Annotated in this window: 15 protein-coding genes and 1 pseudogene; 10 read left to right on the top strand and 6 right to left on the bottom strand. The window is 35.5% G+C overall.

The annotated features are described in order from the left end of the window. Positions 1-100: 100 nt before the first annotated feature. The 8 genes and pseudogenes from BUC25_RS19895 to BUC25_RS15915 all read left to right on the top strand — a co-directional run. Positions 101-247: pseudogene (locus tag BUC25_RS19895) on the top strand (TetR/AcrR family transcriptional regulator); the annotation flags it as partial. 9 nt (positions 248-256) lie between these two features. Beyond that, on the top strand, positions 257-928 hold the full coding sequence (locus tag BUC25_RS15945; RefSeq protein WP_073202884.1) for a hypothetical protein: 672 nt from the start codon (positions 257-259) through the stop codon (positions 926-928). Beyond that, positions 925-2,406, top strand: a complete 1,482-nt coding sequence (locus BUC25_RS15940; protein ID WP_073202883.1) for an MDR family MFS transporter — start codon at positions 925-927, stop codon at positions 2,404-2,406. The genes BUC25_RS15945 and BUC25_RS15940 overlap by 4 nt, the downstream gene beginning before the upstream one ends. A 210-nt stretch (positions 2,407-2,616) precedes the next feature. Further along, positions 2,617-3,528, top strand: coding sequence for a hypothetical protein (locus BUC25_RS15935; RefSeq protein ID WP_073202882.1), 912 nt, complete (start codon positions 2,617-2,619; stop codon positions 3,526-3,528). A 12-nt stretch (positions 3,529-3,540) separates the two neighbouring features. Then, positions 3,541-4,203, top strand: coding sequence for a DUF4129 domain-containing protein (locus BUC25_RS15930; protein WP_073202881.1), 663 nt, complete (start codon positions 3,541-3,543; stop codon positions 4,201-4,203). Then, on the top strand, positions 4,203-5,330 hold the full coding sequence (locus BUC25_RS15925; protein WP_073202880.1) for a DUF4350 domain-containing protein: 1,128 nt from the start codon (positions 4,203-4,205) through the stop codon (positions 5,328-5,330). Before BUC25_RS15930 ends, BUC25_RS15925 begins: the two co-directional genes overlap by 1 nt. After that, positions 5,327-6,256, top strand: coding sequence for an AAA family ATPase (locus tag BUC25_RS15920; RefSeq protein WP_073202879.1), 930 nt, complete (start codon positions 5,327-5,329; stop codon positions 6,254-6,256). The genes BUC25_RS15925 and BUC25_RS15920 overlap by 4 nt, the downstream gene beginning before the upstream one ends. Next, positions 6,210-7,565, top strand: a complete 1,356-nt coding sequence (locus tag BUC25_RS15915; protein WP_073202878.1) for a DUF58 domain-containing protein — start codon at positions 6,210-6,212, stop codon at positions 7,563-7,565. The genes BUC25_RS15920 and BUC25_RS15915 overlap by 47 nt, the downstream gene beginning before the upstream one ends. Here the strand turns inward: BUC25_RS15915 and BUC25_RS15910 are convergent. Next, a complete protein-coding gene (locus BUC25_RS15910; RefSeq protein ID WP_073202877.1) occupies positions 7,545-8,513 on the bottom strand; it encodes a stage II sporulation protein M in 969 nt (322 codons plus the stop codon). The two genes, BUC25_RS15915 and BUC25_RS15910, sit on opposite strands and share 21 nt — an antisense overlap. 91 nt (positions 8,514-8,604) lie before the next feature. Here BUC25_RS15910 and BUC25_RS15905 point away from each other — a divergent pair, with 91 nt between their 5' ends. Further along, on the top strand, positions 8,605-9,393 hold the full coding sequence (locus BUC25_RS15905; protein WP_073202876.1) for an RDD family protein: 789 nt from the start codon (positions 8,605-8,607) through the stop codon (positions 9,391-9,393). Between the two features lie 225 nt (positions 9,394-9,618). On the opposite strand, the gene BUC25_RS15900 is transcribed toward BUC25_RS15905, so the two are convergent. The 4 genes from BUC25_RS15900 to BUC25_RS19455 form a co-directional block, all read right to left on the bottom strand. Further along, on the bottom strand, positions 9,619-11,157 hold the full coding sequence (locus BUC25_RS15900; protein WP_073202875.1) for an AbgT family transporter: 1,539 nt from the start codon (positions 11,155-11,157) through the stop codon (positions 9,619-9,621). Between the two features lie 441 nt (positions 11,158-11,598). Further along, positions 11,599-12,318 carry a hypothetical protein gene (locus BUC25_RS15895; protein WP_073202874.1) on the bottom strand — a complete coding sequence of 240 codons (720 nt, stop codon included), beginning with the start codon at positions 12,316-12,318 and terminating at the stop codon, positions 11,599-11,601. A gap of 35 nt (positions 12,319-12,353) precedes the next feature. After that, on the bottom strand, positions 12,354-13,763 hold the full coding sequence (locus BUC25_RS15890) for a PQQ-binding-like beta-propeller repeat protein (RefSeq protein ID WP_139251847.1): 1,410 nt from the start codon (positions 13,761-13,763) through the stop codon (positions 12,354-12,356). A gap of 661 nt (positions 13,764-14,424) precedes the next feature. Beyond that, positions 14,425-14,592, bottom strand: coding sequence for a hypothetical protein (locus BUC25_RS19455; RefSeq protein WP_156416102.1), 168 nt, complete (start codon positions 14,590-14,592; stop codon positions 14,425-14,427). Positions 14,593-14,902: 310 nt separating this feature from the next. Between BUC25_RS19455 and BUC25_RS15880 the strand changes: the two genes are divergently transcribed. After that, the gene (locus tag BUC25_RS15880; protein ID WP_073202871.1) at positions 14,903-15,688 is read left to right on the top strand and encodes a TIGR00266 family protein; all 786 of its coding nucleotides are present in this window, start codon (positions 14,903-14,905) and stop codon (positions 15,686-15,688) included. Between the two features lie 41 nt (positions 15,689-15,729). Here BUC25_RS15880 and BUC25_RS15875 read toward each other — a convergent pair whose 3' ends face one another. Next, positions 15,730-15,969, bottom strand: a complete 240-nt coding sequence (locus tag BUC25_RS15875) for a MerR family transcriptional regulator (protein WP_073202870.1) — start codon at positions 15,967-15,969, stop codon at positions 15,730-15,732. Between the last annotated feature and the right edge of the window lie 12 nt (positions 15,970-15,981).

Below are 15,981 nucleotides of genomic sequence, written 5' to 3'. Positions count from 1 at the left end.
CAAACTTAGATTATTGACATACACGATCTTATTCTATAGAATACATCCCATGACCGATAAGTCACTATTTTGACTAAGTAGTCAAAAGGGAGGGGTACAAATAGTTAAAAAGGCAGAAATAAAAGCTGTTGCTATACATCTTTTTTCAGAAAAGGGGTTCTCAGAAACATCTGTACAAGAGATTGCACAACAAAGCGGGATCTCTAAAGGTGGATTTTATACATACTTTTCTACTAAAACGGATTTAATACTGGAAATGATTAATGATTATCATGATAAAGTCATTGACAGTTCAAAACATATAGAAACGTTAAAGGATAACGATGACCTCGCTTTATATATTCAATTTGAATTAGAAACCTGGATCGATCATCAAGCCTTCTTTCATGTGTTATTCAATGAATTTGCCCCTATAAGAAATAAACAAATCACAAAAAAATTGGAAGAACTGCGGGTTAGTCTAGAGCATAACCACCGTGAAATTTTTTATCAAGCATACGGCGACAAGATAAAACCATATGTAACAGATTTGCTCGTTATGTTTGAAGGGATTATGAAAGAATACCTTATATATATGTCTTTACATCCTAAAGATTACAGCACCATTAACCTAAGTAAATGGATCACAAGTAATATCAATGCTATTGTGCAGCATTTCAATGATAAAGAACCTTTTTTACAAGAAGAAGATAGTGAATCCATCTTTCAAGTGATAGAAACGATCAAAGAAACAATGAAACAAAAGCAATTAAACGATAGTAATAGATTGCTAGAAGCCCTCTATCATATTGAACAAGAAATTGAAAATCGTATAACAAATTCGGTAACAATGGAAGCCATGTTGCTTTACTTAAAACGGGAGCCTTCCCTTTACCCTTTTGTTATAAAATTAGATAGGCTTAGCAAACAGGAGGACAAAGAAACATGAATCAATCTACTAATATTAATATTGAACCAAAACAACGAAATTTAATGGTTGCGGTAATGCTAATCGGTGCATTTGTCGGTTTACTCAATGAAACACTATTAGCAACTGCATTACCTAGTATTATGCAGGACTTTGGTATCGTTGAAAATCAAGTGCAATGGCTAACTACAGCCTTTTTATTAACAAACGGGGTAATGATCCCGATCAGCGCTTTTTTAATTGAACGATTTACCACACGTCAATTATTTATAACAGCATTAAGTATATTTGCTATTGGGACATTTATCGCATCGATCTCACATACATTTGAACTCTTACTAACAGCTCGAGTTGTGCAAGCGTCTGGCTCTGGGATTATGTTGCCGTTAATGATGACCGTTATGCTTAAAGTGTTCCCAGTGGAAAAGCGGGGAGCAGCAATGGGTATGGCAGGTATCGTTATTTCCTTTGCACCAGCGATCGGACCAACACTCTCTGGATGGTTATTGGAATTCTTCTCATGGAGAGGATTATTCTATGTGGTCTTACCGATTGTCATCATTGCAATTATTATTGCAGCTATTTTCGTTAAAAATGTAACAGAACAAACCTATCCGAAGATCGACATTCTATCGATTCTATTATCATCATTTGGTTTTGGTGGTTTATTATATGGTTTTAGTAGTATTGGTGGTGGACATGGTGCTGGTGAGGTTTCAACTGAAATAGATAGTGTTGCACTTGCGATAATTATTGGTGCTGCGATCATTTTGACCATCTTCATTCTACGACAACTAAAATTAAAGAAACCTATGTTAGAATTTCGAGTATTTAAGTATCCAATTTTCTCACTATCCTTGATTGTTACCATGATCGTATTAGTGGCCTTAATCGGTGCGGAGACCATGTTGCCATTGTATATGCAAAATACGAGAGATTTTTCCGCATTAGAATCGGGCTTAATGTTGTTTCCGGGAGCGGTTGTAATGGGAATCATGTCTCCTATTACCGGTATGCTTTTTGATAAGTTTGGCGCAAAATGGTTGGCCGTTACAGGTATGCTGATTGTTTCATTGACTACTTTTCTTTTTACGAGCTTGACAATCGATACAGCATATAGCTTTTTAGTTGTGATTTATGCGACCCGTATGTTTGGCCTTTCCTTAGTTATGATGCCTGTTATGACAGCTGGTTTAAATCAGTTGCCACCTGAGTGGCATCCACATGGAACGGCTATGGCAAACACGATGCAACAAGTATCCGCATCGATTGGTACAGCTATTTTGATTACGGTAATGACGACTGCAGCAACGAATTATCAGCCAAATCAGACTGCGTTAGAAGGTTTAACAGAATCAGAAGCAATGAATCAAATAGCTACCAATGCAGCAATGGATGGTTATAATGCTGCGTTTTGGCTTGCAACCATCTTGTCTGTAGTTGGACTATCTTTATCATTTTTCTTAAAAACCAAAGCAAAAACAGAACTAAAATACTAAACAAAGAGGTTGTTGACGAGTAAAGTCCATTACAGATATCTCGTCAACAACATTTATATCCGCATCACCCTATACATTTCCACACGTCCCTTTCATGAAAGCAAAATAGAACTACCTATTTTTTACCTTTTATTTAAAAATATATTCCATATCTCGTAAATCATGTTAAAATAAGCAATGTATGCTGAATTTTGAGGAGGATGGAAATAAATGAATGAAAACACAAATAAACCTTTAGGATTTGGAGAAATATTAGATCAAACATTTCGCATTATTAAAACACGATTCAAAACACTTTTTATGATCACCTTTTTAATAATGGTACCAGTATTTGCATTACAAGCACTTATACTTAGCTTGTCTGGTCGTGACTTAATTACCAGTTCAGATCCTGGACAAAACCTGCTTGACCAAATCGTAACAAATGCTGATTCTTTCGCAAATTCGACCGTCCAAGAAGATTTTACTAGTATGTTTGTAAATCTCATCCTTATTTTTGCAACACCACTAATTGCAGGTGCGATTATATGGACCGTTAAACTAACTCGTGAGAGTAAGGATACCCTTTTTGCCAAAGATATGATAAAACGTGCAATGCCGCGTTATTGGCCAATGTTTTGGAGCACACTTTTAATAGGTCTTATGTTGTTTGGATTTATAATTATTGTTTTTATGCTTACTGGGCTCTCGAGTATTATGTTTATGTTCATCGATCCGATTTTTGGCGTTATTATGATGTTTACCATTTCGACATTGATGTTTATTGGAGTAGGCCTTTTGTTTACTAGATGGAGTTTATATCTGCCAGCTATTTTATTTGAGAAAGTAGCACCAGGTCTATCTAAAAGCTGGCGTCTAACCAAAAGACAAACATGGAAATTTTTTGGACTATTTCTTGTTCTATTTATCATAACAGGAATCATAACCACCGTATTACAACTTCCTTTAATATTTTTAGGAAACAGTGTTTTATTCTACTTATTAACTAATATTATTTCTATTGTAACTTCCATTGTAACTATCGTTGGTTATGCAGTGATGTACTTTGACTCTACCACAAGACGAGAAGCTACTGACCTTAAAGAAATGATTAGTGAATACGATGTGACTGAGCGATCTTAAAGGAGATTATACATGTCATCTTATCAAAAAGAACGAGAGCAATTAATAGAAATCCTTAGTAAAAGAGAATATCAAATTTATTATGAAGATAATCGTAGTTTCGTAGAAAAATCTTGGGATGCTATTAGAGAATGGCTTGCAGATATTCTATCAAAAGTTTTTGAATCCTTTGATCCGAGTACTACAGTAGGCAATAGTATTATAACGGTCGTATTGATTGTGATACTACTTGCTGTAGCAATCGGTATCGTTGCAATTATAATGACGGTCACTAGAAGAAAACGACTTAAGAATCACCAACCTTTTGCTTCTAGTAATCAATTACAATGGGGTTATCAAGAGCACTTGAATGTGGCGAAACAATATGCGTCAGAAGAAGAGTATCGTCTTGCAACACGTCACCAATTCCTAGCATTCTTACTGCTTTTAAACGACAAAAGCTTGTTAACAGCGAAATTATGGAAAACAAACTGGGATTACTATGATGAGTTAAAACAAACCGAACATGCTTTAGCACAGGATTTTTATCAATTAGCTTTATTTTTTGATAGATCCACATACGGTGAACAACAAATAACGGCTGAAGATTATCAACAGTATCAAGCTAAAATCTTAGATTGGATAAATTCCATCGCTCAAAATCATCCATTCGATAAAGAAATAGGTGAACGATAATGCTCGGTAAACGAACATGGATCGTAGCTGTCGTCTTTTTTTTGATTCTGATTCTGGTCAGTGTATTTACACGCAATAGTACACCTACACCCTATCCACCTTACCTGGTTGAATCACCAGCACCAACAGGTTTAAAAGGTTTCTATACATATTTGAATCAAAATCAATATCAAGTAGAGGATAGTGAATCATTACCAAATAAAACAAGCACAGGAGAAGTACGTTTTTTATTAAATCCACCTATTTATTCTGAAAATAGTGTGGAAAAGCACTACCAAGACTATTTAAAAAACGGTAATACGATCATATTAGCAAAACAGAATCCAGACAGCTTATTTGGAATCGAAACAGAGTATGCCATGGAAGCCTTTTTTAACGAAGAAGATCAAACTTTGGAAGTAACTCACCAGAATCAATCATTTGATGTTCTTCACGATAGTACACATCGAATTGTATTGCATGAAGATGACCGTGTTTTGCTAAAAGATGAATTTGGAGTGTTAGCCATAGAAAGAGAACTTGGAGAAGGCTCTCTAATAGTGCTGACAGAACCTGATTGGCTTACAAATGGTCAAATCACGAAGGAACAACACCTTGACGTCTTATTCACGATCCTTCCTATTCAAGACATGGAAACAGTTATTTTTGATGAATATGGTCTAACCGATTCTGGGGGACTGGTTTCGCCGTTTGCCTTATATCCAAATTGGTCATATATCTTACTAGTTCAAGGGATTATCGCCACTATTTTTCTATTATGGCATCAAGGAAAACGGTTCGGTCCTATTACAACAGTCAGAGAAGAAACCGTACGCTTTAGCGATGAACGTTTAAAAGCTCTAGCAATATGGCAATTAAAGGGGAAAAACTATCAACCCTCCATTAAGGACCAGCTCGATTATTTGCAGGAAGCTATTCGTCAACGATATGGGATTCCTTATTACAAAAGTTGGCAAGATCGTTTAAATAGTATAGAAGGAAAATTAACGAGCATGTCAGCCATAGAATTAAACCAAATTGCAAAAGGATTTGAAACCATTACCGAGCAACAAACGTTAAATAAACAAGAGTTCCTTAAATGGTCAGGTGAAATCGATAAAATCAGAGAAGAGGTGGAGACAAATTGACTTCAACTATTACATCTTTATTAGAAAAGTATGAAGAAAAAATTATTGGTCAACAAAAGAATTTACGTTTACTATTAACGGCTGCTTTAGCAGGTGGTCATGTCTTAATAGAAGGGGTACCTGGTACGGGTAAGACACAAATGGTTAAAACACTGGCAAATTTGTTAGATAGCAGTTTTAACCGAATCCAATTTACTCCAGATCTATTACCTAGTGATATAACTGGGAGTTCCATCTACAATATGAAGGAACATGCCTTCCAAACATTGAAAGGACCTATTTTTACAAATGTCCTGCTGGCAGATGAAATTAATCGAACACCAGCCAAAACACAGGCAGCTTTATTGGAAGCAATGGAAGAAAAACAGGTAACCATTCAAGGTGAAACTTATAAATTACCCAATTTTTTCTTTGTAGCAGCTACCCAGAATCCAATCGAATTTGAAGGTACATATCCATTACCAGAAGCACAGCAAGATCGTTTTTTCTTTAAGTTAAAAGTAGATTTCCCAACGCTTGAAGAGGAAACATCTGTGTTGCAAATGGTAATGGCAGAACAAAGTAATCCTCAAGACATAACAGCCATCTTTACAAACGAGGCTTTAGCAGAGGTTCAAAATGCCATTCAAAAAGTGCACATTAGCGATGAAATAGCCGACTATATTATGAAAATGGTTAGAAAAACGCGAGAACTAGAGCATATTCAATATGGTGCTAGTACGAGGGCAGCAATCGCCATCGCTAAAACAGCACAAGCCTGGGCATACCTTGATAATCGTGATTATATTACACCAGATGACGTTAAGATTGTTGCTGTACCAAGTCTTCGTCACCGTATCCAACTATCTCCATATGCAGAATTGGAGGGATCTGATATCGATGAAACGATTCAAGAGCTTGTGGGATCGATTGCTGTTCCGCGATAAAGGCATTATACCAACCAAAAAATTATTACTTTTATACTGCCTGTTCTTTATTGCAATGCTTGTTTTGTCATTTTGGCAATTCTCATGGCTATTTCTTGCGATAGCAACTATTCTCATGATTGCACTTTTGACGACAGATATCTTTTTGTTACCCAAAAAGATAGAAATAGCAGTAGAAAGAAACGTCGAAAAGGAAATGGAACGTTATCAGAAACAAACCATTTCGATTCATATTCACAATCGTACAACAGATGATTATTTCGTACGCATAAAAGACGGAATACCTACATCGTTTCAAACAATATTTCCTCAAGGCCAGAAGATCCCAGCTGAGCAAAAATTGAGGGTTACCTATGAAGTCTTTCCTCAAATACGAGGAGATTATCTCATTGATAAGTTATATTTGCGATTCAAGACAAAATTCGGATTATGGGAACGGCAAATAACCTATACTTTACTAAATCAAGTAAAGGTTATTCCAAATTTATCTGAAGCCAAACGGTATTTAGCAAGTGCTCAAAACTATTTGTTGCATGAGGGGATAAAAATCCGAAAAATGCGCAGTGGTGTTGGAGAATTTTCTAAGGTTCGAAGTTACGTCGTTGGGGATGATCCACGAAAGATTAACTGGCGCCAATCTGCGAAATTACAAGATATGATGACCAATGAATATGAACCAGAACACGGAAAGTATCTAACGATCCTAATTGACTGTGGTCGAATGATGGGTGTAGAGCTTGAGGAAGGAAATCGCTTAGAGAAATCTGTAGAAGCTGCAATAACACTTGCAACAGCCGCTTTACATAATGGCGACCATGTATCGGTTATTGCCTTCTCGAAAGAAATCAAAGCGGTTGTTCCTGCTGGCAGAGGATTGGAACACCTTAATACTATTCTTCAATCGATCTATTCTGTAGAGGTTGACGCACAAGAGTCTAACTATGCTTTAGCAATTCAACACGCTCAATCGATCCAGCGAAAACGAAGTATGATCTTATTGTTCAGCGATGTCCAAACATTTGTTAATGAAGATTACCATCTTTTTTATATGAAAAAACTACGAAAGAAACATCTTTTTGTGATGATTGGTATTGAGGATCAACTACTTCATGAAAAAATAAAAAGAAAGCCTACCAGTGCTCTAGTTACCATGGAAAAGAGTATTGCACAAAAGCAATATATCTATCAAAAACAAGTGATGCGAAAATGGGAAAAGCATGGTTTACCCATGCTCGAAGCTCCTGCAGATCGGTTAGCAGTGACGTCTGTATCCCATTATATTGAAACATTAAATCGCGGATTGTTGTAACCTTCTTCGTTGCATCAGAAAATGCCCAGCAATCATGTAGGCTAACAATCCAACAGCAGTTATAATTGCTACCAGATATTTCATTTCTAAGGAGATATCCGCAGGTGTGATATAACCTTCGATGATACCAGCTATTACAAACAACGGAATTGTACCTAATAAGAGTTGAACAGAACGAACGGTTTGTACTTTGAGCTGGTATCCTCTCGAATATTTTCCTGGGACAAATATTTTGTAACCCATTAATAAGCCCGCACCACCTGCAATAAAGATGGCTAAGAGTTCAATTATTCCGTGAGGGACAATGTAGGCCCAAAAGGAATAGGAATTACTATAATTCCAGAATAGTCCCGCTAATGCACCAATTAATATACCGTTATAGATTAATACATATACTGTAAGGATCCCGAAAGTTATGCCGCCTGCAAAGGCAAGAATCGCTACTCGTATATTGTTAGTCATAATCTCTACTGACATAACCGGTGCATCAACCGCTTGAGGGTTTTCTCCTAATGACTCAGGTTCAACAGATTGCACCATTTCTTCCGGCAAAATCCCGTGTAGATGTGCGGGATTATCGATTACTGTAATAAAACTCGCTAGGCCTCCAATGAAAAAAAGAAGCATCGCAATGATGATCGCCTTCCATTGTTCAAGTAACAGTCCGACAAATTTACTTGAAAAGAAATGATAGGCTTGCTTCCAAGAGGATTGTTGAGATTGGTAGAGTACATTATGTGCTTTTGCTACGATCTCGTTAAGGTAATGCGTAACATCTTCATCAGGAAAATAAGTTTGACTATAAGATAATTGTCTGGCAACCTTTTGATATGTATGTTGGAATTCTTCAATTACTTGATATGTTTTTTTCTTTTGTAAATTGGTAGTAAGAATCTCTAACTGCTCCCAATCTGAACGATTTTGTTTAATAAATTGATTGATTTGCATAAAATCACCTTTTTTTCTAGCTTTTTACTATATTATACTGAAAGACTACGTAAATGAAAAGAACTTAATAAAGGACAGAAAGAGGTCGAATATGGAACAGGAAAAATTAGGAGTTAAAACACCGGAATACGTTTCCCTACAGTTTCAATTAGCTGGATTAGGATCAAGGTCTGCCGCACATATCATTGATTATGCTATTATCATGTTCACCCAATTTTTGATTATCCTATTTTTATTGTTGGCCTTTACGAACAGTTTTACAAACTTCTTCGTGGGCTCTGGTGAAAGTCTCATATTAGCTATTGTTCTAATCGTCATATTTATCCTTAATTTTGGTTATTTTATTTTGTTTGAATATTTTTGGGGTGGACGAACCATTGGCAAGCGAATGATAGGAATTCGTGTCATTCAGGAAAATGGGCATAATATCACCTTATTGTCAAGCATTATTCGTAATTTTGTAAGGATCATAGATATGTTACCCGGTGCTTATGCTGTAGGTATTATTCTTATTTTCGCTCATGATAAACATAAACGTTTAGGGGATATTACTGCTGGTACCATTGTGGTACATGAAAAACAAAAGAAATCCCGACAGAAACCTCTCGATAAATATATAAGCGATAAAGGGTTGAGAAAAGAAACATTGCAATTAGAAAGTGTTCATCTTAAACAATTTTCCCAAAAGGATTGGCATCTATTACAAACCTATGTACATCGCATTGTTGATTTACGCACACAAGAAAAAGATCAACTAACGATGCAGGTGAGTAAGATTTTATTACCTAAAGTAAAGGATCAACTAACGAATAATGCATTAAATGATGAAGACTGGCTGATCCTACTTTACCTCCACCTAAAAGAAGAGTGGGAATACTAAAAGAACAGTGGAAATGAAAGTAGGAGAGTGAATTTGCAAGAAGAGCAGCCCGAAATGCAAGAAGAAGAGCGAATCTGCAAGAAGAACAACCCGATATGCAAGAAGAAGAGCAATTCTGCAAGAAGCAACGTGTTATTCCATGAAACACACTTTTATATAGTGTGAAATAAGCTAAGACTTGTAAAAAAACGACTTTGCTTTGTGTTAAAGCAAAGTCGTTTTTGTTTAATTATCGTAATAAATTGGTGATCCTGGACCAAGATCGATTCCGAGGAGCATCCATACTACTAACATTAATGTCCAAATGATAAAGAAGAAGATCGAGTATGGGAACATGGTAGAAATAAGTGTACCGATCCCCATTTTCTTATCATATTTTTGCGCATATGCAATAATTAATGCAAAATATGTCATTAATGGCGAAATGATATTTGTCGATGAATCGGCAATACGGTACGCCATTTGAGTTAGTTCTGGTGAATAACCTAATTTCATCATAATCGGAACAAATATCGGTGCCATCATTGCCCATTTAGCTGTCGCACTTCCGATAAATATATTAATAATTCCTGCGATGATAATAAATACAATCAATAATGGAATACCATTTAAACTTATTGTATTTAAAAACTCTGCACCATACACCCCAATTAACATACCTAAATTGGATTCCGTAAAATATGCTACAAATTGACCAGCGGCAAACGATAAGATAATAAACATTCCCATTGAACCCATCGTCTCTGATAAATGGTTTGCAACATCTTTATCATTTTTTACATTTTTCGTTACAATTCCATAAACGACGCCTGGAATAAAGAAGAGAATAAAAATAATCGGAACGAGCGAACTCATAAATGGTGATATAATTATTGCACCATCTTCTCCACGTAATGGGGCATTTTCAGGTACGATTAATAAGGATGCTGCAATCACACTGATCAAAAGTGATAAACCTGCATATCGCAAACCTTTTTTCTCGATTTTAGATAATCCTGTTGCCTCTTCTTTATAACTGCCGGTATATGCTCCTAACCTTGGCTCTACGATCTTCTCTGTTACAAATGTTCCGACAATCGTTAATAGAAATACAGAAACAACGGTGAAATAATAGTTCATCAAGATATTCATCGTTTCGGCGTATGCTTCTCCTTCAGCACCAATGGTGGCAACAGCAGCCATTGTCATCTCTCCAAGTAGTGGCTCTAAAGCTGTCGGTACCAGATTGGCACTAAATCCGGCAGATACCCCTGCAAAGGCAGCAGCTAAACCAGCTAAAGGATGACGACCTAAAGCGGCAAACAATACAGCCCCTAATGGTGGCAGTACAACATATCCAGCATCTGTTGCAACACTAGACATAATACCGGCAAATACTAATCCGGCAGTTATTAGAGATTTTGGTAACGATAAAACAAAAGCACGCAAGCCAGCACTAATAAGGCCGGTACGTTCTGCCAAGCCTATCCCTAACATTGTTACTAACACGACACCGAGCGGAGCAAAATTGATAAAGTTATCAACCATACTTGTAAAAATGTAAGCAATTCCCTCCGCATTTAATAAGTTTTTCACTGTGATCTGTTCTTCCGCATTTCCTGGATGTTGAACAGATACACCTGTTGAGGAAACAATCGCAGACGTAATTAAAACGATAAATGCTAATATAATAAAAAGTGTTACTGGATGCGGTAACTTGTTCCCTACGTATTCAATTCGATCAAGACTTCTTTGAAATAAGCCTTGTTTTTTCTTGCCTTCCATATGATATTCACCCTTTATATATAATTAAATTAATTTTCAGAAAATTATCTAAATTTTCTAGCAAACCAAAATCTATTATAAGGATTTATCATACAATTTCATAGAGTAATTAAAAAAGTTCTAATTTTGAAAATATTCTAACTTCTTATCTCCCACATTACCTTCATTCTTTCAAAAAAAACGTCGATTCAGTTTGAGATGCCGTACAGTTCGAAACGATCGGATTTATGGAGTATTACAGATTAATTTGCTGAGAAAAGGGATTAGATGTGTTTCTCTGTACAACACTTCTACCATTTTTCTAGGTAATAAAAAGCGTGATCTGCCCTCAAGCAAACCTTATTATATTAACCATTATTCACGATTTTCATATCACGACGAGCGCTATAATTTCTTTGAAATATAGCACCCTTTTACTATCTACAAAATTCAAGACTAGCATCAATGATATTTATCATATTCGTCATCATAGTTTTCATAATCAACTGAGAACCCTACATCAGAAAAATACCAAGATTCTTCAATAGGTTCCAGTTCAAACATTAATTCACCTTCTAAAGTATTACTGTGAAGAAATACATTACCAGATACGTCTTCTTCACGGAAAGAAATCAAATGCAATCCTCTTACAGTAGATTGAGGCCAATGTGTATGCTCAGCGTTCGCCAGAAGCTTGTATTTCTCTAAAAAATTCATTTGTTCATCAAATTCGTCATCATCATTATCTTTTAAATGAATATCTGTAGCTGTGTTAATGAAGCTATCTGAAAGTTCTTCATCATCTGACCAATCATCAACTGGTTTTGAAGTTAAATTTATAGGATAAAAACTAATGGGACGATCCGTAGTATTGGTAATTTCCAACTCTACCAATAGATGGTCAAAAGAGTCTACTATAAAGTATCTTTCATGTAACTCTTCTGGAATTTGGGAAACATAACCGGCTGATATGAATTTAATTTCCAATCCGTCATATCGTTCTTCGACAAAATCCGTAAATACTTCCTCACCAATAATGTTATACTTTTTGCCATCAAGATTGGAGCCCTCCCCTTTTTCTTTATCAGTCCCACTGGATGAATCAGACTCACCTGATGCACAGCCTACTAATACCCCCGTTATTAGAATCAATAAAATCAAACTTCTGCTTAAAATCTTCATATAACTTCTCCTTCTATGTATTCTTTACAAATTCTTTATTCTAATGGCGCAATAGTTATACTATCACCATCAGCCAATAGCATTTTTCCGTTGATAATCTCAAAGAATAAACCTTCAGCATTCTGGTTTTTAAGTCCGGCAATCTTATCTTTTGCCAGCACTTCCCCTGTATCAATATTGATTTTGTACCAATCGGTTCCATCCGATTCCATGAATGGATTTAAAACTGCAGTATATAAATAGTTATCATGAATTGCTGCAGAATAATGATACTTTTCCCCATCAACAGCTACTGCCCAATTAGGCTCTAATGTTTCTTTATTTAAAGATACAATATACTCCTTTTCTTCATTCCAATTTTCGTGAGCCATAAAAATATTTTCCTCAGTCACATGCAGAAGGTGTGTTGTTGTACCAAAATCAGCAGCATTTATTAACTCACCAGTATTTTTATCCAATTCCATATAGGCTGAATTTTCTAACAGAACGTACATTGAATCTTCTATAAATATCGCCTCTCTTGGAGAAACCTCTACTTGTCTATAAATATTGTTTTCTCCTAATTCTAACTCCCAAGACAATTCCCCGGAGTCGATGTCCAGCGCATACAAAGAACTAAATATCCCTGAATTCCCCATATATAATATTCCTTCATCAAAACCTAGTGTTCTAATATCTCTTTTCTCTCCTATAATATCTTCCATATTCAGTACATTTTCCAATGATTTTGTAGGAAGGTCAAAGATATAAATGTTTCCTACGATCCCTGTTACTCCTACAAGTTTATCTTCGTACAAAAAGGTATTAGAAAGAGGAGAATCAGTTGCTTTTACTAAATCCTCTGTTACCGTATCTACTACTTTTTCGGTTTCAGGATCCATAAAATGCAAATGAATTGCTTCGTCTTTTGCCTGTAAAAACACTAAGTTGTTATCATAAGAAACCATTTGAGCATCTGATTCGACATCAATTTTTTCTGAATATGAATTATCTACCGTACGAAGTGCATAAGTATTCATATAATATGTGAAAAATGCCTTGTTTTCAACGAATGAAATTGTTTTATTAGAAAAATTCATCAGGTCAGTAGTGTCCCAATCTAAATTCGAATTTTCCATTTCCATCGCATCTTCATTTAACAAATCGCCATCCATAATTTCCTCATAAACACTATCAACACTAATGTCCTTAACATTTCCATTGTTATCTTGGTTTTCTGTTTCCTTCTCTTGTTGTTCTTCATCAGATTTCCCTTCATCTTGTGATCCATGATTTTCTGTATCTTCGTTATTCAACTCAAAATTATTTTGTTGGTCATCATTCTCTGTTCCTTCAGTATTGTTTTCTTCGCCATTTGTCCTTTCGATACTATCATCACTACATGCCATTAATATAAAACTACAGACAAATAGAGTGACAATTACCATTATGTATTTATTCCTCATTATTCCACACCTTTTCTATTCATTTTTCGAAAACCTTATCCTTATCTAGCATTTTCCGGTAATTACTCCCTTATATTCATATTATATTTCGAATGTGCTAGCTGTTTAAGAAAAGCAACTGTAATACATCCAAGTCGCGAAATGCTGTTGTCGTTTTTCCTGTTCCAAAATGGGATTTTACCATTACATTCATAATAAAAAGATATTACTTTAGGATTAGCTGCTCATTATGCTGGTATTAAAAGAAGATTTTTTCTGTTGGATTCTATGAAGTGGCACCGAAAAAATGATAAATTACGCCATAATACTTTATATTCAAAGGCTTTTCGGCATTATTGGAAATGATTACTACATTATTAAAACATACTTACAAAAAATTGAAATAGGAAAATGGATTTGTTTTTATATGAGTAATTGGACTTATATTATTTATTTAATTAGAACTTTTAGACCTTTTTTGTTTTTTGGCGAAAAGTGATAATGTGCTTACATTTGCATTGTGGTGGTAAATTAATCCAATAGGCAAAAAGTCATCAATTTTTTGAATACACAACATGACACCATGACACTTTTCATGTGTAAAGCAAAGAAAACAACAAAAAACCTCCTGAATAATTCAGGAGGCTCTATTTTATCTAGTCCGGTTTTCTTAACTAGTGTATTATCTGATTTCTTTTCCAGCCATAACTGGTTGAACTTGCGCATGTGATGTTTCTAAATTCATCTCTACTTTTAGTTTTTTTCTACGTGAAGTGATTTTTTCCACGACAGATAAAACTAGAAAAGTAAGCAGAATAGTTAAAGAAACCATGTATAAAGATGTCACCATAGCCAACTATCCCCTTTCCTTAAAAAAATTCTTCATTTATTAATGAATTTAACTATATAGTACCATATATTCTTAATAAGTAAATAGACTTTGCGAAATTCTTTTAAATTCTTTTAAATTCTCTCCATTTTCCTCATATACTCTAAATTCGAATCTAAATATATTGATTAAAAAAAGCGATCCTATCACGTTTTTCATAAAAACAATGAATAAATATTCAATAATTTTTGTAATATTCTGAAATTTTGAAACGTATTTATGATATGATACGTATAGACAAACATACCATAATAAAGGGAGTGTGATGAAGATGAACAATCATGAAATTGACTATAAGTTGCACGGAGATGATATGCAATTTGTCGAGGTTGAATTAGACCCACAAGAGACCGTTATTGCAGAAGCTGGCGGATTAATGATGATGGATGATGACATCACGATGGAGACGATATTTGGAGATGGATCCTCTAATCAAGGTGGAGGATTTGTAGGCAAATTAATTGGTGCAGGTAAACGAGTGATTACTGGGGAAAGTTTATTTATGACTACCTTTACCAATCAAGGATCCGGTAAAAAGCATGTGTCCTTTGCCTCTCCTTATCCAGGCAAAATTGTTCCAATGGACTTAAGTGAAATGAATGGCAAGATTATCTGCCAAAAGGATGCCTTTTTAGCTGCAGCAAAAGGAGTATCAGTGGGTGTAGAATTTCAACGTAAAATTGGTGCAGGCTTCTTCGGTGGTGAAGGGTTCATCATGCAAAAACTGGAAGGTGATGGGCTGGCTTTTGTTCATGCAGGAGGAACGATTCATAAACGGGAATTACAACCAGGGGAAAAACTTCGTGTGGATACAGGGTGTCTTGTTGCAATGACAGGTGATGTTGATTACAACATTGAATTTGTTGGCGGGGTTAAAACCGCATTGTTTGGTGGTGAAGGTATTTTCTTCGCAACCTTATCAGGACCTGGTACGGTGTGGGTACAATCACTACCATTTAGCCGATTGGCAAGTAAAGTATTTGCTGCTCTTCCTGAAAAGGGAGGAAATAAAGGTGAAGGCGGAATTGGTGGCGTCTTTGATTTATTTAACAAATAATACAAATTACTCCCTTAGTTACTGTTATAACTAGGGGAGTTTTAATCTTTTAACATTGCTTTAATTCCCGCAATATTAATACCTTGGTCTATCAACTTTTTTATTTGTTTTAATCGATCAATATCATGTAACGAAAACATTCTTCGATTCCCTTCATTCCGCACAGGTGAAATCAATCCCTGTTCTTCATAATAACGAATTTGTCTGCCACTAAGCTTCGTAAGGTCTTTCACAACACTGATCGGAAAGGTGGCCATATGATCTGGAATATCATGATTCAACTCTTCTCTCTC

The organism is Gracilibacillus kekensis, assembly GCF_900143085.1.
Lineage (GTDB): Bacteria > Bacillota > Bacilli > Bacillales > Amphibacillaceae > Gracilibacillus > Gracilibacillus kekensis.
The sequence above is the reverse complement of the archived record's forward strand: the minus strand, read 5'-3'. Positions and strand labels throughout refer to the sequence as shown.